General features: G+C 62.6%; 11 protein-coding genes. 7 read left to right on the plus strand and 4 right to left on the minus strand.

Going from position 1 to position 17,684, the window contains the following annotated elements; all coding sequences use genetic code 11:
- Window positions 1-65: 65 nt before the first annotated feature.
- The 5 genes from HALXA_RS18535 to HALXA_RS18555 all read left to right on the plus strand — a co-directional run bounded on the left by HALXA_RS18535 (window position 66) and on the right by HALXA_RS18555 (window position 8,710).
- Window positions 66-2,771 carry a family 78 glycoside hydrolase catalytic domain gene (locus HALXA_RS18535; RefSeq protein ID WP_245550147.1) on the plus strand — a complete coding sequence of 902 codons (2,706 nt, stop codon included), beginning with the start codon at window positions 66-68 and terminating at the stop codon, window positions 2,769-2,771.
- 195 nt (window positions 2,772-2,966) lie between these two features.
- Window positions 2,967-5,483 (plus strand): methyl-accepting chemotaxis protein, encoded by a 2,517-nt coding sequence (locus HALXA_RS18540; protein ID WP_013875794.1) that lies wholly within the window; start codon window positions 2,967-2,969, stop codon window positions 5,481-5,483.
- Between the two features lie 121 nt (window positions 5,484-5,604).
- Window positions 5,605-7,458 (plus strand): DUF2264 domain-containing protein, encoded by a 1,854-nt coding sequence (locus HALXA_RS18545; RefSeq protein ID WP_013875795.1) that lies wholly within the window; start codon window positions 5,605-5,607, stop codon window positions 7,456-7,458.
- A gap of 132 nt (window positions 7,459-7,590) precedes the next feature.
- Window positions 7,591-8,268 carry a carbohydrate-binding family 9-like protein gene (locus tag HALXA_RS18550; protein WP_049895526.1) on the plus strand — a complete coding sequence of 226 codons (678 nt, stop codon included), beginning with the start codon at window positions 7,591-7,593 and terminating at the stop codon, window positions 8,266-8,268.
- Window positions 8,269-8,404: 136 nt separating this feature from the next.
- Window positions 8,405-8,710, plus strand: a complete 306-nt coding sequence (locus HALXA_RS18555; RefSeq protein ID WP_013875797.1) for an L-rhamnose mutarotase — start codon at window positions 8,405-8,407, stop codon at window positions 8,708-8,710.
- A gap of 126 nt (window positions 8,711-8,836) precedes the next feature.
- Here the strand turns inward: HALXA_RS18555 and HALXA_RS18560 are convergent, their stop codons facing one another.
- Entirely contained in the window at window positions 8,837-11,962 is a 3,126-nt protein-coding gene (locus HALXA_RS18560; RefSeq protein WP_013875798.1) for a glycoside hydrolase family 2 TIM barrel-domain containing protein, read from the minus strand.
- Between the two features lie 340 nt (window positions 11,963-12,302).
- Here HALXA_RS18560 and HALXA_RS18565 point away from each other — a divergent pair, with 340 nt between their 5' ends.
- Window positions 12,303-13,367, plus strand: a complete 1,065-nt coding sequence (locus HALXA_RS18565; protein WP_013875799.1) for a hypothetical protein — start codon at window positions 12,303-12,305, stop codon at window positions 13,365-13,367.
- An 89-nt stretch (window positions 13,368-13,456) separates the two neighbouring features.
- A complete protein-coding gene (locus HALXA_RS18570; protein ID WP_013875800.1) occupies window positions 13,457-14,221 on the plus strand; it encodes an inositol monophosphatase family protein in 765 nt (254 codons plus the stop codon).
- 30 nt (window positions 14,222-14,251) lie between these two features.
- On the opposite strand, the gene HALXA_RS18575 is transcribed toward HALXA_RS18570, so the two are convergent.
- The 3 genes from HALXA_RS18575 to HALXA_RS18585 all read right to left on the minus strand — a co-directional run bounded on the left by HALXA_RS18575 (window position 14,252) and on the right by HALXA_RS18585 (window position 17,674).
- Window positions 14,252-15,070 (minus strand): inositol monophosphatase family protein, encoded by an 819-nt coding sequence (locus HALXA_RS18575; protein ID WP_013875801.1) that lies wholly within the window; start codon window positions 15,068-15,070, stop codon window positions 14,252-14,254.
- A 76-nt stretch (window positions 15,071-15,146) separates the two neighbouring features.
- Window positions 15,147-15,962 (minus strand): energy-coupling factor transporter transmembrane component T family protein, encoded by an 816-nt coding sequence (locus tag HALXA_RS18580; RefSeq protein ID WP_013875802.1) that lies wholly within the window; start codon window positions 15,960-15,962, stop codon window positions 15,147-15,149.
- A complete protein-coding gene (locus HALXA_RS18585; protein ID WP_013875803.1) occupies window positions 15,959-17,674 on the minus strand; it encodes an ABC transporter ATP-binding protein in 1,716 nt (571 codons plus the stop codon). The genes HALXA_RS18580 and HALXA_RS18585 overlap by 4 nt, the downstream gene beginning before the upstream one ends.
- Window positions 17,675-17,684 lie beyond the last annotated feature (10 nt).

Raw genomic sequence — 17,684 nt, forward strand, 5'->3', positions numbered from 1 at the left:
CGGATCTGACACGTCGGCACCTATTACTGGGTCCGCGACCAACCGCGGTGCAAGAGATGACGCGGATGCAACCAACAGACCTGAGAACCGAGTTCGTCCGGACCCCGCTGGGCATCGACGAGCGGAATCCGGACCTTCGCTGGCGAGTCGACACCGACCGTCGCGGCGCGGCTCAGACGGCCTACCGCGTGCTCGTGACCTCGAGCCGCGACCGCCTCGCCGACGACGAGGGCGACGTTTGGGATACGGGTAAGCGCGAGAGCGAGACGCCGTCTGTCACCTACGACGGGCCACCCCTCGAGGCCGGAACGGACTACTACTGGAAAGTCCGCGTCTGGGACGACGACGAGGCCGGCGCGTGGAGCGAGCCCGCGATGTGGGGCACGGGCCTGCTCGAGGCTGATGATTGGGAGGCAAACTGGATTCGGCGACCCGAGGAAGTCGACGTCGACGCCGTCGACGACTTCGAACGCGGCCAGTTCACCTACGCCCGCCGCGAGTTCGCGCTGCCCGACGACGCCGACGTCGAGCGGGCTCGTGCGTCGGTCGCCGCCTGCCACCAGTACGAACTGTCGGTCAACGGCGAGCGGGTCGACCGCGGCCAGTCGTTTTCCTACCCCGACTACCACTACTACAAGACCGTCGACCTGACCGACGCGCTCGAGGCGGGCGAAAACGCCGTCGGCGCGCTGTTCACGTGGCAGGGCGAGGGCCAGGGCCGGCCGACCGCCGAGCCCGGCTTCATCTGTCAACTCGAGATCGACCTTGCCGACGGAAGCGAGCAGACGATCGTCACCGACGATTCCTGGCGGCTCCGCGAGGCCGAGTGGGACGAGGACGCGCCGCTGCGAAACGACGAAATCGGCGAGGCGGTCGAACTCGTCGACGGACGCGACGAACCTCGCGGCTGGGCTGAACCCGACTTCGACGATACCGACTGGACGGCGGCCGGCGTCGTCGGCGAGCATCCGACCGATCCCTGGGAGCGACTCATCGCGCAGAACCGCGAGGTCGTCAGTCGGGAGATCGAGCCCGAATCGATCACGCAGGTCGACGACGAGACGTACGTCGTGGACTTCGGGCGGGTCTACACCGGCCTCCCGGAGCTTCGGTTCGCGGACGGCACCGCCGGCCACCGCGTCGGGATGCGAGCGGGCTATCACCTGCGCGAAGACGGAACCGTCCACGAGCAGGAGGGAACCCAGTGGACCGACATGCGCTACGCGTACGTGCAACGCGACGGCGCGTGTACGTTCCGGCCGTTCAACTACCTCGGCGTCCGCTATCTGCAGCTCGAGTCGCCCGGCGAGGAGTTCAGTGCTGATCAGGTGTCGCTGCGGGCGCTCCACAACGAGGTACCAGACGAGCGCGCGGCGACATTTGCGTGCTCGGACGAGACCCTCGAGGAGGTCTTCGAACTCGCGCGCCACTCGGCGCTGTACGGCAGCCAGGAGCAGTTCATCGACACGCCGACCCGCGAGAAGGGACAGTTCCTCATGGACGCGTTGAACATCTCGGCGGTCTCGCGGCGCGCGTTCGGCGAACGAGCGCTGACGCGACAGGCGATTCGGGAGTTCGTCCGGTCGCACTACCGCTACTGGGAAGAAGAGGGACGGCTGAGCGCCGTCTACCCCAACGGCGACGGCAAGCGCGACATCCCCGATTTCACCGAAGGGTTCCCCGACTGGGTCTGGCAGTACTACCGCGAGTCGGGCGACCGAGCGATCCTCGAGACGGCCTACCCGGTGGTACAGGCGGTTGCCGACTACGTTGCCGAGCACGTCGACGACGAGACCGGTCTCGTCACCGAACTCTCGGGCGGCGAGGGCGGCCCCTACGAGGAGGGGATCGTCGACTGGCCGCCGGAGATGCGCTACGGCTACGACCGCGACTGGCCCGCCCGAACGACGGTCAATATCCTCGGCGCCAACGCGTTCGACAAAGCGGCGGCCATCGCGGATGCCCTCGAGCGGCCCGACGAGGAGGTCGAGACGTACCGCGACCGAAAGCGGGCGCTCGAGGCCGCAATCGGAGCACACCTGTTCGACGGCGACCTGTTCGTCGACGGCTGCGACGCGACCGACGCCAGCGAGGGTCGCTCCCAGCACGCCAACGCGTTCGCGCTCGCGTTCGGACTCGTCCCCGACGACGCGATCGACGGGGTCGCCGACCACATCGCCGAGATGGGCATGCAGATGGGACCGATGATGGTCCCGCGGCTACTCGAGGCGCTCGAAGCGGCGGATCGAACCGACGCGCTGATCGAACTGCTCACGAACGCCGAGGACGACGGTTGGGCGAACATCCTCGCGCAGGGCGGGACGTTCACCTGGGAGACCTGGCACTGTCGCGATCCGGAGCTGCCGACCGACGAACGGCAAAACCGCAGCGAGTCCCACGCGATGGGTGCGCCGGTGCTCGTGAGTATCCAGCGGGCCCTGCTCGGCGTCCGTCTCGCCGATAGGGAGGGGTCCCACCTCGAGATTCGGCCGGCGATCGGCCACCTCGAGCACGCGTCGGGTCGAGTCCCGACCGAACGCGGCCGCGTCGAGGTTGCCTGGTCCAGATCGGACGGGAAATGCGACCTCGAAGTGACGGTGCCGTGGAACGCGACCGCCTCGATTTCGCTTCCGTCCGACGCCGAGACCGACCGAGTCGGCGTGACGCCAGTCGCCTCGTCATTACCCGACGGCGTCTCGGACGTACAGCGCGGGGACGGATCGATCGTCGTCGACGTCGAATCCGGGACGTATCAATTCACGCTCGAGTGAGGAGGAAACGGTGCTGACGGGTTCGCCGCAGCGCAAGTCGACTCCGTTTAGTACGTCACAGACCTAAACGAGACGGCAATACTCGGGCCGTCGTCAGTCTCAAACACCGATTTTCGTTCTCCGGCAGGATACTGCTGAGAGCAGTGGTGTTTGTTTGGCCATAACAAACATTACATGTGATAAAAAATTAATGTCATGGTTCAGGACGAGCTGTGGGCCCGCGTACGGGAGAGACTACCCGGGAAGGGGCTCCTTCCGGATCGAGTGCGGAGCCGATATCTGGTGAAATTTGGCGTCGTCATCACGATCATCGCGATTCTGTTAATCGCGTCGTCTGCGTATTTTTATCTGGACATCACGAGTCAGATCACTCGCGACGTGCAGGCGGAGATGGAGGACAATACGGCCCACAACGCCGACGAGTTTGAGGGATGGATCTCCGACTACGAGATGACGGCCAATACGATAACGCGCTCCAAAGAGTTCGTCAACGGCTCCGAAGCGAAAATCGGCAGCGAATTACGAAAGCATCGACGGACGCTCCCCGCCGAGTCACAGGGGGTCCACTATTTCGATTTGGGGTCGAAGGAGGTCGTTCGAAGTACGAACTCACAGATGAACGGCGAACGGATCGCCAATCTCGACGTGCAAGTATACGATCGCAGCGGTGCCGCTACCACCGAACTCGCCTATGACGAGATAGACAGCCGGGAGTTTGCCGGCGGGTTCACCGACGTGTACGAACGGAACGGCGAGAAGCTGCTCGCGTTCATCTCGCCGATCGCCGGCTCCGACGACCGTGCGGTGATGATCGAGGTCGACATCGCCGACGTCGCGTACTTGTTCGACGGTACCGTCGACGAGGAGGAAATCCGAGTCTTCGACGCGTCCGCCGAGACGACCGTGTACGCCGAAAACGAGAGTGCGATCCTCGCGTCCGGACTGGGATACGCCGGCGCCGAACTCCCGGACGGCGACGCCGGGGCCGGAATATTCGAACACCAGTCGACGGACAGCGTACTCTCCTACGCGACGGTCGGCGAGACCGACTGGGTCGTCGTCTCCCGCGCGCCGCAATCGACCGCCTACGCGCTCGCCGACAGCGTCGCCACGTCGTTGCTCCTGTTGATCGCGATCGCGATCGCCGGCTTTCTGGTCGTCGGGGCGACGCTCGGTCGATCGACGGCCGCCGCGATGACCGACCTCGCGACCAACGCCCGCGCGCTCTCGAACGGCGACACGGCGATCTCGATCAGCGACGACGACCGGATCGACGAAGTCGGCCGCGTTCGCGGGGCGTTCGCCGACACCCGCGACTACCTCGAGACCGCAGCCGACCAGGCCGACGCGATCGCCCGACAGGAGTTCGACGATCCGGTTCTCGAGGCCGACGTTCCCGGGAAGCTCGGCGACTCGCTCGCGACGATGCGCGCCGATCTCGAGCAGTCGATCGCGGATCTCGAACGCTCCAAGACCGAAGCCGAGACCGCGCAGGCGGACGCCGCCGAGGCCCGCCGCGAGGCCGAACGACTCGCCGATCGTCTCGAGCAGAAGGCCGCCGAGTTCGGCGACGTCATGTCGAAGGCCGCCGAGGGCGACCTCACCCAGCGGCTCGACGAGGACGTCGACAACGACGCGCTGGCCGAAATCGCGACCGCGTTCAACGAGATGCTCGAGGATATCGAGGGGACGATCGTCGACATCCAAACGCTCGCCGAGGACGTCGACCGAACCAGCGCGGACGTCACCGAGCGCGTCAGCGAGATCGAACGGGCCAGCGACGAGGTAGGCCGGTCGACCGAGGAGATCGCGTCCGCCGCGTCCGACCAGAGCGAGCGGTTCCAGGCGGTCTACGGCGAGATGAACGACCTCTCGGCGACCGTCGAGGAGATCGCCTCCACCGCCGGCGACGTCGCAACCGTCTCCGCGGCGGCCGCCGACCGCGCCGACGACGCCAGCGAAGCGAGCATTGAAATTCGCGCCGAGATGAAACGGCTCGAGGATCGCGCCGAAGCGATCACCGAGCAAGTCGGCCAGTTAGAATCGGAGATGGGCGAGATCGGCGACATCGTCGATCTGATCGACGACATCGCCGGCCAGACGAACTTGCTGGCGCTGAACGCCTCGATCGAGGCAGCAGGCGCCGGCGAAGAAGGCGACGGATTCGCCGTCGTCGCGAACGAGGTCAAGAGCCTCGCCGAGGAGACTGGCGAAGCGACGCAGGAAGTCGACGCGTTAATCGACGCGGTCCAGGCGTCGGTCGAAGAAACCGTCGTGGAGATCGACCGCATGCGCGAGCAAGTCGATGACGGCGTCGACGTCGTCGAGGACGGCATCGACGCGATCGACGCGATCGCCGACCAGGTCGAGACGGCGAACGACAGTATTCAGTCGATCGACGAGGCGACCGACGAGCAGGCTCGAGCGAGCGAACGGGTCGTCACCATGGTCGACGAGGCCACCGAGATCAGTTCTGAAACGGAGTCCGAAACGGAGAACGTCGCAGCTGCCGTCGAGGAACAGACGGCCTCGATCTCGGAGGTCTCTTCGGGGACGCGCTCGCTGACCGAGATGGCCGACGACTTGCGCGTCTCGTTAGCCGAATTCGACGTCGACGAGAGCGAAGGCGATGCCAACGCGATTGACGCCGATGAAGGTGCGGATATCGTTTTGAAACACGATTCTGACGAGAGCGGCAGCGAGGGAGAGTGAGAACTCGCTGTATCGACCGTTTCGTGCCGGGCGTTGGCTCTGGACGCTCGAGTCCTGACGATGGGCGCTCGTGATTGAACGGCGCGGAAGAATTAACTGTTCGCCTCGAGAGTCGGCCGGTATGAACGCCGTTACAGACAATCCGCTGGAGACCCGCGCCGACGTGCAGCGCGCGGTCCGACAGCTGGTCGAACCGCTCGAGACACATCGTAGTCCCGGCGGCGCCCGCCTGAAGCCGAGTGAGACGGGCGCCTGGTTTCCGGACACCGCGGCGGAACTCGAAGGCTTCTCGCGGCCGCTGTGGGGACTCGTCCCGCTCGCCGCTGGCGGCGGCGAGTTCGACGGCTGGGAGCGGATCCGCGAAGGGCTGCGAAACGGCACGGACCCGAACCATCCGGAATACTGGGGATCCGCGGGCGATTACTCCCAAAAGCACGTCGAGACGGCCGCGATCGGCTTCGGCCTCGCGCTCGCTCCCGACCGGCTCTGGGACCCTCTCGACCCGGAGGCGAAAGACCGCGTCGCGGCGTACCTCCGGCAGGTCGACGACGCGTCGCTGCACGACTGTAACTGGCTGTTCTTCCGGATACTCGTTCACCTTGGCCTCGATGGCGTGGACGAAGCGTACGACCGCGAGCTATCCGAGGAGACGCTCGATCGCCTCGAGTCCTTCGCCGCGACCGAGGGCTGGTACGCCGACGGACCGCCCGAAGAGAGCGCGCGCGATTACTACATCCCCTGGGCGATGCACGCCTACGGCCTCATCTACGCGGCGCTGGCCGACGGTGACGACGAGCGGGCCGATCGCTTCCGCGAGCGAGCCGCCGAGTTCGCCCCGGAATTTCGCCACTGGTTCCGCGAGGACGGTGCCGCGCTCCCTTACGGTCGGAGCCTCACCTACCGATTCGCGCAGGCGGCGTTCTGGGGCGCGCTCGCGTTTGCAGACTGCGAGGCGCTCCCCTGGAGCCAGATCAAGGGGCTGTGGCTGCGCAACCTCCGGTGGTGGCTCGAGCAACCGATCTTCACCGACGGCGGCGCCCTCTCGGTCGGCTACCGGTACTCGACGCTGAAGACGAGCGAGCCGTACAACTCCCCCAGTTCGCCCTACTGGGCGCTGAAGGCGTTCCTCCCGCTCGCGCTCGAGTCCGACCATCCGTTCTGGCAGGCAGACCCGGAGCCGCTTCCGGAGCTTCCCGAACGAACCGTCCAGCCGGAACCGGAGTTGATCGTTTGCCGGGACCGGACCGCCGACCATCACTACGCGCTCGCCGCCGGTCAGTCGACCCACTATCGCGAGAAATACACCAAGTTCGCCTACTCGATCGAGTTCGGCTTCGGCGTTCGGGGTCGCCGCCCCGGACTCGAGGGTGCGGGCCACGACAGCGCGCTGGCGCTGAGCGAGGCGGGCCGCGAGTACCGAATCCGAGAGTCGGTCGAGGAAACTGCCGTTCGAGACGGAACGCTCTACTCGCGGTGGACGCCCTGGAACGACGTCCGCGTCGATACCTGGCTCGCGCCCGCGTCGCCGTGGCACGTTCGGGTGCACCGACTCGAGAGCGATCGACCGCTCCGCAGCGCCGAAGGCGGGTTCGCACTGCCGAAGGGTGATGACGACCGGCCGGAAAACCACGAGCACCGGACGGGTACGGGACGTGCGTGGTGTCTGACGCCCGGCGGCACGAGCGGGGTTCGCGACCTCCGAGCGAACGCCGACGGGTACGAGCGACGCGAGGGCGAGGCGGCGGATCCGGAACCGAACACGAACGTCTGCCACTCGCGAACGACTGTCCCGACGCTCGTCGGCGAGCACGAGCCCGGTACCCACTGGCTGGTGACGGCGGCGACGGCGGCTCGCGACGGGGCCGACGAGCGGTGGGAGCAGGCCCCGCAACTCGAGTCCGTCGACCCGCTCGTCGTCACCGACGTCGACGGCGCGGAACTGCTGCGTCTCGAGCGGCCGTTCGATCCGGCATAGCCGATTTCGCCGTATCCGTTCGACGCCGATCAAACCGCAGCCGCGGCCGATTCGTCGCCGCACAGCCTTCGAGCCGACGCTGCGAGAGCGCCGAGATTTATGCCGGTCGCAGCAGAATTCGAATTCATATCGATGAAGACGTACACCATCGCTCGCGCGACCGACGACGTCCCACTGACCGGCGCGATCGAAGGGACGGTTTGGGAGGACGTTCCCGCGGTCGATCTCGAGGAGTTTACCTGGCACGACGGCGGCTCGGATCCGAAACTGACGACGACCGCTCGCGTCTGTTACGACGAGCGAGCGCTGTTCCTGCAGTTCCACGCCGAAGACGACGATATCACCGCGTCGGTGACCGAACTCAACGGGCCGACGTTCGAAGACAGCTCAGTTGAACTCTTCGCCGATCCGACGCCCGACGCGGACTCGCGGTACTTTAACTTCGAACCCAACTGCTGCGGTCAGTTCAAACTCGCCTGGCAGGAAGCAGGCTGGGAGGAACGAGGCATCGGCCGGACGCTGATCGATCCCGACCTCGCCGAGCGGATCGACGTTCGAACGTCCGTTCCGGGACCGACGAAAGAATCGCGGCCGGACGACGAGGACTGGTGGCTCGCCGCCAGGATTCCCTTCGACGTCCTGAGCGACGTGACCGGGCTCGAGATCCGACCGACGTCGGGGACCGAGTGGCGAGGAAACTTCTACCGCAGCGGGCTTCCGGATCACCAGAAGTCCACGTGGAATCCGATCGAGAAAGCAACTCCCGACTACCATTCGCCGGAGTATTTCGGTCGGCTTCGATTCGAATGATGGCAATTCCATTGTGAGCGAGATCGCGTCGTCTCGCCAAGATGGAGTTTGCCGCCCGTGACGAAGACGGACTGACCGGGTGTGACTGTGGTCACGGACCCCAACGTCTATACTGTCGTGAGAAAACGGTCTTCGTATGGAGCGAATCGCGTTCCACCTGGAAATCGTCGATGGACAGCGAGACGCGTACCGTGAGGAACACCAGAACGTTCCGGACGCACTCGAGGAAGCGTACCTCGAGTCCGACGCCGGGATCGAGACCTATTCCGTGTTCGAGCGCGACGGCCACGTCTTCGGCTATCTGGAACTCGAGGATCCGGACGTTATCAAGGAGATCATGGAAGAAAGCGATGCACAGGCGGACTGGGACGAAGTCATGGACGGCATTCTCGAGCCGGATGACGGCGATATCTGGATGGACGAAGTATACCGAATGAAGTGATCCGACGTCGACGTGCAGTTGTCGCGACCGTGCGGAGATCGATCACGGTTAGCCGACAACGGATAGTTTGTTCCAACGGAAACGTGGTAGTCGCGTCCGCTCCGGCGTCGATTTCGGCCGGACTACTTACTCTTCGACGTACGGTCGAAGCTCGATCGTGAACTCGTAGGTCGTCGGCTCGACGCGGTACGGCTCCAGCGTTTCCGGGCCGCAGCTGCCGGTTCCGAGCCCGCAGTGAGCGGCGTCTAGCGACACCGAGACCTCGTCCCGTCGCGGCACTTCGTGGACGTGGTCGGCCGCTTCCAGATCCGCTCTCGTGTAGCGGTGTGCCGTGACGTTCAGCGGCGACTCGCCGCTCACGTACAGTCCGACGCCCTGCTGGTCGGTAATCGCCGCCCACCGCACGTCCGTCCGATTCCCGTTCGCTTGCGGTCTGACGTACGGCGTGTGCAGATCGTCGACGTCGCGCTCGTACCGGCCGACGAGCGACGCCCGTTTGCTGTCGACGTAGGATTCGTCCGGCCCGCGCCCGTACCAGCTGACCCGATCGAACGCCGCCGGGAGCGTCAGATCGAGCCCTACTCGCGGCAGCGACGGAAGGCCGGATAGGTCGCCCTCGGGCTCCAGTTCCGTCTCGATTTCGACGGCGCCGGTATCGGCGACCGTGTACTCCTGCTCCACCGCGAACCCGTGGTCGAAGATCGGCGGCGCGAGCCGTCCCTCTACGGAGATCTCGACGCGTTCGTCGCCGCTGACCTCGTATTCGACGCTGTCCGCTCGGAACTGGAGTCCGTCGAGCCCGTGCTCTCGCCAGAGTTGGGCGAAGCCGATCGTGTGGACGTCACCCTCGTCGATCTGACCGTCGCCCGCGGCGGCCGCGGTCATTCTCGAGAGGAGCGTCCTCGAGAGCGGCAGCCCCCTGTCGTTGTCCGTCGGCGCGCGCCAGAGACCGACCGTCGGCCCCTCGGTGACGAGTTCTCGTCCCCGGTAGCGCATCGAATCGATCGCGCCGGCCGTCTCGTCGAAGACGAGTTCGAAGTGTACGTTCGAAACGACGATCCCGTCGTCGGTCGCCTCGCAGGCCAGCGGCGCGACTTCGGCCGACGGTTCCGTCGGGCTGCCGCCGGTCGGGAGTTCGAACTGGCCGGTCGCGACGGTGTGCCCGGCCGACGCCCACCGCGTGTCCTCCGCCAGCGACACGTCGATCGTCAGCAGATACTCGGCCTCGTCGTCGTACTCGTCCGCGTCGAACGGGAGGCTAACGATTTCGCTCTCACCAGGGTCGACATCGGGGAGTTCGAACGCGCCGCTCTCGACGACTCGCCCGTCGGCTTCGACGCGCCAATCGGCCCGCAGGTGCGCCAGCGACCGGAAGTCGTACCCGTTCTCGACGGTCACCTCGCCGCGCTCGAGGTCCGCGGCCGAGAGGGCGACCGGCTCGATCACCTTCTTGTACTCGATCAATCCCGGCGAGGGTTCGCGGTCGGGGAAGACGAGCCCGTTGATGTTGAAGTTGGCGTCGTTCGGCTCGTCGCCGAAGTCGCCGCCGTAGGCGAACCACTCCTCGCCGTCGTCGGTCGTCCGGCGCAACCCCTGGTCGAGCCAGTCCCAGACGAATCCGCCCTGCAACCGATCGTGTTCGTAGAATAGATCCCAGTACTCCTGAAGATTCCCCGGCCCGTTCCCCATCGCGTGGGCGTACTCGCAGAGAATGACCGGGTGCTCGTACTCGTCTTCGGCCGCCCACGCCTCGAGCTGATCCCAGGGCGGGTACATTGGCCCGACGATGTCCGACACGTCCTGCTCCTCGTCCGGCTCGTAGTGGATCGGCCGCGTCGGATCGCGCTCGCGGGTCTCCTCGGCCATCGCGACGTGGTTCGACCCGAAGTCGGATTCGTTTCCGAGCGACCAGACGACCACGCTCGGATGGTTCTTGTCCCGCTCGACCATCCGAATCATCCGGTCGACGTAGGTGGCTTTCCACTCGGACGCGTCGCTAAGGTGGGGCGTCTCCGGCGCGAACTCGAGCCCGTGGCACTCGATGTCCGTCTCGTCGACGACGTACAGCCCGTACTCGTCACAGAGGTCGTAGAACCGAGTGTCGTTCGGGTAGTGCGCGGTCCGGACCGCGTTGATGTTGTGCCGTTTCATCAGCTCGATATCTTCCCGCATCGCGTCGAGGGGCACTGCCCGGCCGCGATCCGGGTGGAAATCGTGGCGGTTTACGCCGCGGATCGTGACGGGTTCGCCATTTACGCGGAATATGCCGTCCTCGATCTCGACCTCGCGAAAGCCGACGGTCTCCGCGACGACCTCGGTAACCGATCCCTGCTCGTCTCGAACGGAGAGAAGCAGGTCGTAGCAGTTCGGCGTCTCCGCGGTCCACAACTCCGGGTTCTCGACGTCCGCCTCGAGCGTGACCGTCTCGCTCTCGCCGGCGTCGACCGCCGTCGTGGATTCGAACTCGACTACAGAGTCGCCGTCCGGATCGCGGAGTTCGGCATCGACGGTGACCGTTTCGTTCGCGTTGCCGCCGTTAGCAACACTGACGTCCGCCCGGAGGACGCCGTCGACGTACTCGTCGTCGAGTTCCGTTCTCGCGTCGATATCCGCGACGTGGATCTCCGGGACCGCGTAGGCGTACGTATCCCGGAAGATTCCGCTGAGCCACCACATGTCCTGGTCCTCGAGATAGCTCCCGTTCGACCACTTGTAGACGCGGACAGCGATCGTATTCTCCCCCGCGTGGACGTACTCGCTCACGTCGAACTCGGAGGGGAGCCGCGCCCCTTCGCTGTACCCGACGGGTTCGCCGTTCACCCAGAGGTGGAACGCGGAGTCGACGCCCTCGAAGTGGAGGCGGACCTGCCTCTCCGTCCAGTCGTCGTCGACGTAGAACGTCCGTCGGTACGACGCGGTCGGATTCTCCGTGGGGACGTTCGGCGGATCGACCGGGAACGGGTACACGACGTTCGTGTAGTGTGGATTCCCGTGTCCGGCGACTTGCCAGTTCAGCGGAACCTCGATTCGATCCCAGTCCGCGGCGTCAAACGCCGGGTCAGCGAACCCGTCCGGCGCGTCGGACGGCGTGGGCGCGAGGTCGAACTGCCAGCGGCCGTTCAACGAGGTGAACCACCGAGACGCCGTTCGATCGTCGGCAAGGGCGGTCTCTCGGTCGGGGTACGGCAATACGTCCACGTGAGGCGGCAACCGGTTACGGCTGATCGTCTCCGGATCGATCCAATCGTCCATAATCACTCAGATTCGAGTATTGGCACTTATTCTTTTAGCTGAATCGAGGTGCTAAGCTCTCCCTCAGTGAGCGCCGACCGAAGGGACGGCGCAAGCAGGGTGGGGAGTTCTCATTCTCGTCTAACAATATGTCTACTAACGCCAATACTTGTCTATAGAGAGCGGGGGTCTTTCAGAACCCGAATTCATCACGTCTGTTTTTTGGGAGGTACCGAGTAACCGAAGAGCAAAAGCCCCGTTAGAGACCACATAGGGGCCCAAATACTCGAGTTAAATAAAATAGTTTTTATTTCATATATTATATCAGAACGCTTTTATCTACGGTCCCTTCTGAATGGCTATGGAAACATTACACCCGTATGATGGATTGGAGTGGGATGAGCACGAGCAACAGCTAACGCAGTTTCACACGCACGAACCACGGAACACGATACGCGACGACACATGCATTCACGAGCCGAGCATCGATGCAGAAACGGTTCCGATCGACGATCTTGGGAAAAACAATCTCTCACCAGCGTCTTCGCCCAGAACGTTATTGAAGAAGTATAGAAATGTGGGATACACCGTCTTCTCGCTAACAGAGCACGAATACTACGTAGAGCGGTCGAAGTACAAGAACGTCCCCTACGAAGAGATGCCCGAGCGACTCGAGCAAACGAGTTGGCCTTGGGCGAAGTGGAACGTCGATCCGGCGGAATTAGGTGTGGTCGCGCTTCCGGGAACCGAATTACGGGCATCGCATCATGGTTCGCTGCACGATGTGATCGGCCTGGACACGGATATCGGACACGGACGACAGGCCTCGATGACTGCGCTACTCGAACGTATCGCGGATCAGGACGGCCTGGCAATTCTCCCACACCCTTCGAAGTACAACGAAGCGTCGGATTACGAGCGATACGTCTCTGTATTCGAAGCCGCTGATGTCCTCCTCGGGATGGAAATCTTCAACGGGAACGATCGGTACCCGAGTCGCGCCCTGTGGGATCGATTACTTACGCACTTCGGACCCGAGCGACCGATCTGGGCGTTCGCCGGCGATGACTACCACGGCCGCGCCCGCCCGCAAGACGGTAAACGGTTCAACCGGTCACGGATCGTCTTGCTCCTGTCTACTCATTCGAAGGCTGCCGTCCGAGAGGCATTGACTGAGGGACGGTTTTACGTACAGCACAACGGAGATCATCACGCACCATTCATAGACGCTATCGAAGTAACGAACGACGCAATTACCGTTGATTCCCCCGATGCAGTGGGAATCGAGTGGGTCGCTGACGGCGAAGTCGTCGCGACCGGAGAAACGATTCTGAACGATCGACTCGAGGATCGGACGTACGTACGGGCAGAAGTCCACGGAGACGGGCGAGCCGTTAGCTGTACTCAGCCGTTCTATCCGGTCTGAACGAGAATGCAGACCGGGTTTACTGGAGATATATAGGCCACCATAGAACTCATAGCAAACGAATAGATGGTTACCCGAGCACGAACCGTATGGCCCGGCATCCCCACCTGTGGGCTGCGCTGTTAGCTGCTCGTCGCGGTGCTGAAGCGCTTGCAGTTTGGGACGAACACCATCCTAATTGCACGGCAGACCGAGAAACGAACGAAACCTGTGATGTCGCCACCGAAAAAGCAATTTTAACCGAACTCGAGCGTCACTTTCCCGAACACAACGTGATTTCGGAGGAGAGCTATCCGGAGTTCTCGACGAAACCGCGATGGATCGTCGATCCGCTGGACGGACGGATTAACTATCTCAACGGGATTCCCCACTATTCCGTGTCGATCGCGTTCGAGGGGACAGGGGCAGCGGACGTGAGCGTCGTCTATCATATCCCTTCGGATCGGCTATTTACAGCTATTGAGGGGCAGGGCGCGTACCTGAACGGACGCCCGATTTCAGTATCGGAAACGGCCACACTCTCGGATGCGCTGGTGGTCACAGGGTTCGATCCGACGACGATCGAGTCACAACACTTCGACCAGTTTCGGTCGCTGCTCGACCGAACTCAAGGAGTGAGACGGTTCGGATCCGCCGCTACTGAACTCGCAATGGTTGCCGACGGGCAGTTCGACATTTTCTTCGAGCGAGAGCTCAGCGTCTGGGATACGGCCGCGGGAATCCAACTCGTCGAGGAGGCAGGCGGCGAGATCACCCGGATCGAGCGAGTGAACGGGAGTAACCGCGAGATGGTCCTCGCATCGAATCCACAAATTCACCAGGAAGCCGTCTCACTCATCTCCTCGAGTAGTTAGGGATAGTCGAGTGGCGACTCGATCGACGATTCAGTTCGTGTTGGGGTTCGCTGTTTCGTTTCGATAGAGCTGACGTAGGTCGGCGTGAACGCGGCCGTTCGAGGCGATAATGCCTACGTCCCGCTCCTCGGCCGTGAAATTCACCGGCGATCCGTCCCAATCGGTTACCTTGCCACCGGCTTCCTCGACGAGCAAACTCCCCGCAGCAACGTCCCAGGGCGATGTGTACTTGTCTAGAAAACACTCGAACGTTCCGTTCGCAACGAACGAAAGATCACACGCGCCGGCTCCGAGTTGGCGAAGCCCCCGCGACCGGTCAGGTGGAAAGAGGTGCTGATACACCCGACGGAGCCGGCAGTCATCGATAATGGGCGGCGAGATACCGAATAGCACGGCACTCTCCGGAAGCGAGTCAGCCGACGACACGGATATGCGTTGTCCGTTCCGTTGCGCACCACTACCCGCAACTGCCGTGTACGTCTCCTCGCGTTGGGGATGGACGACGACACCGACGACCGGTTCTCCCTCGTCCAGCAACGCGATTGACGCGCAGTAATGTTCGAAACCGGCAACGTAATTTGCGGTCCCGTCGAGCGGATCGACGACCCACGTGAATCGCGCCGCTCCATCTCGTCCGGTCTCTTCGCTAATAATCGCGTGATCCGGGTAGGCCTCCGTGATGATCGAGCGAATCGTCCGCTCGGCGCGGAGATCGATCTCCGTTACCAGCGTCCCCTCTCGTTTCTGCGTCATGTCGTAGTCGGACTGAAAGTTCGCTCGGAGTAGCGTACTTGCCTCCGTCGCTGCTGCCTTCGCTGTCGTCAGGAATTCGTCGAATGCAGTTCCCATGTGTTATGATGCTCTTTCTCGTGTCCGTATTCGGATTCGACTGGACTCGATTAGATTGATACAAAACGACGAGTGGCTACACGAACGGAAGAATAATACCCGCGACGATGATCGCTGAGCCGCCCATGAAGAGCACGTCAAACCGGCCGACGCGCAGGTCTCCTAACTGTAACTCACGGCTTTTATCGTTCTCTAACGAATGAGAGAATCCTCTCGTTTCGAGCGCTTCGACCGTCACGCGACTTCGTTTTGCGACGTCGAAGATCATCGGATAGAACGCCCTGATCGAGAGTCGGATCAGATACATGTAATATCGCCATTTGAAGCGACCGGGCGATTCCGGTGCACGGCTTCGAAGACGGTAGACGTTCACCGTCTCGTGGTACTCCTCGATGAGAACGGGTAACATCCGGTATCCGTAACTGATCGCGAACGTGAACTGGCGCGGAATACCGATGCTCATGAATGCGCGGCTGATGTCCTTCGGGGACATCCCGGAGAACACGGCAATTGACGTCACCGAGATGATCGTCAGCTTCGTCGTGTACGGAACCAGCGCCATCGCACTCCGTACGAAACTCCCGCCCATCAGCACCGTTACGAACGCGTACAAGAGCACGTTCGTGACGACGCCGAACGCGAGGAGCGCAATGAGGTACTTGCTGACTCGGGATACCACCGCGAGGACGGACACGAACGCGAGCAGCCCACCGAGAATCCGCATATCGTAAAACAACCACGGAATGACGAGGAATGCGGCGTACCACGCGAGTAGCACGCGAGGATCGAGTCGATTGAAGATCGTTCCCTCGTTGTCGTACGCAGTGCGGAGCAGATCCTGCTTCAACGACTCGATCGACAGCGCGTCGCGAAACTCTTCCTGGTAGCTCATCGGTTGCCCCCCTCGAGTTCCGGTGGGTGTCCGGAGAGTCTATCAGCCAACTCAGAGACGGTCATCGCAGGCGGCGAGATATCGAGCTCGTCGCTCAGTCGAACGACTTGCGGTGCCCGTAGGTTACACCGTTCGAGACGATCAAGGTCGGAAAACACGTCTCTCAGCGTCCCGTCCGTTTCGATGGCACCGTCGTTCAAAACGATCACCCGCGTCGCCCATTCGGCGACCAGTTCGAGATCGTGTGTGGCAATGATAACTGTCTCGACGCGGTTTTCAGCGCGGTTTATCGTCTGTTCGACTTCACGGCGACTCGCTAGATCGAGGCTCCCAGTCGGTTCGTCGAACAATACGATCGATGGGTCTGTCGCTAGCCCAATCCCGAGCGATGCGCGACGCTGCTCGCCGACGCTCAACAGTCGCCCGTCACGGTCCTGTAGTTGTTCGAGATCCAGAAACTCGATCACCTCGTCGACTCGTTCCTCGACGTCCGCAACGTCACGCTCTCGTAAATAATAGGAAATATCTCCTCGGACCGAGTCCTGAATGAACATGTCCTCCGGGTTTTGATCGACGTAGGTGATGTCCGCTGCCAGTTCTTCCGGAAGAACATCCTCGGTGTCGGTTCCGTTGATAGTTACGCGCCCAGCATCGGGCTTCTCGATACCGGTAATCAACCGTAGCAGCGTCGATTTCCCGGCACCATTCGCACCGACGAGAGCGACCCGTTCGTCAGGATAAAGGTCCAACGAAAAGTCTTCCAGTACCCGTACATCACCATCGCGGAGCGTCGTATACCCGTGGTCGACGTGCTGGAACGAGATGACCGGCTCGTCTCTCGGTTGGCCTCGAGCAATTTCGTAGTCGTCCGGTTGCTCTGTTTCGTGCTCGAGCGACCGATACCGAGTGACCGCATCGGCGTACGTCGTCGGGGGATTCCCGTCGTCTTCGACCGTTCTGGCGACTCGAGTTACCTGTGGTGGATGAATACGATGTTCTCGTAGTTCTTCGATTCGATTGAGCCCTTCGTCGGTCGGTCGCTTCCATTTGACGGTGCCGTCAGAAACCAGTGCGACGGTATCGCAGTACTCGGCGATGAATTCGGTATGGTGCTCGATCGTGACGATCGTTATTCCGTTCTCGTTTAGCGCCTGTAACCGTTCGTACGTTTCGTGTGCACGGACGGGATCGAGTTGTGCTGCCGGTTCGTCGACGACGAGGATGTGCGGATTCATCGTCAATGCTGCACCGAGGGCAACCAGGTGCTGTTGACCACCGCTCAACTCCCATATGAACCGCCCATCGACCGTTTCGATGTCTAACTGTGAGAGCGTGTTGAGTGCTCGCTCGCGGTAATCGTCTCGCCCGTAATTGACCGGCCCGAACGTCAGTTCGTCGTAGACGGTCGGCGTTACGAGCTGATTTTCGAACTCCTGAAACACGTAGCCGACATTGCGGGAAAGGTCTGCAACGGACGCATCACGCGTATCCTGACCGGCGACACGTACTTGCCCCTCGAACTCGCCCTCGAAGAAGTGGGGGACGAGTCCGTTGAACGTTTTACACAGCGTCGTCTTTCCGCTCCCGTTTCCGCCCAGGATAGCGATAAACTCGCCGCGATCGATGCGCAAATCAGCCTTCTCTAGCGTCGGTTCGTCAACCCCCGGATATCGGAAGGTGACATCCGACACGTCGATCGCTGTCTCTGTCATGCTCACGGCT

Source organism: Halopiger xanaduensis SH-6 (assembly GCF_000217715.1).
Taxonomy (GTDB): Archaea; Halobacteriota; Halobacteria; order Halobacteriales; family Natrialbaceae; genus Halopiger; species Halopiger xanaduensis.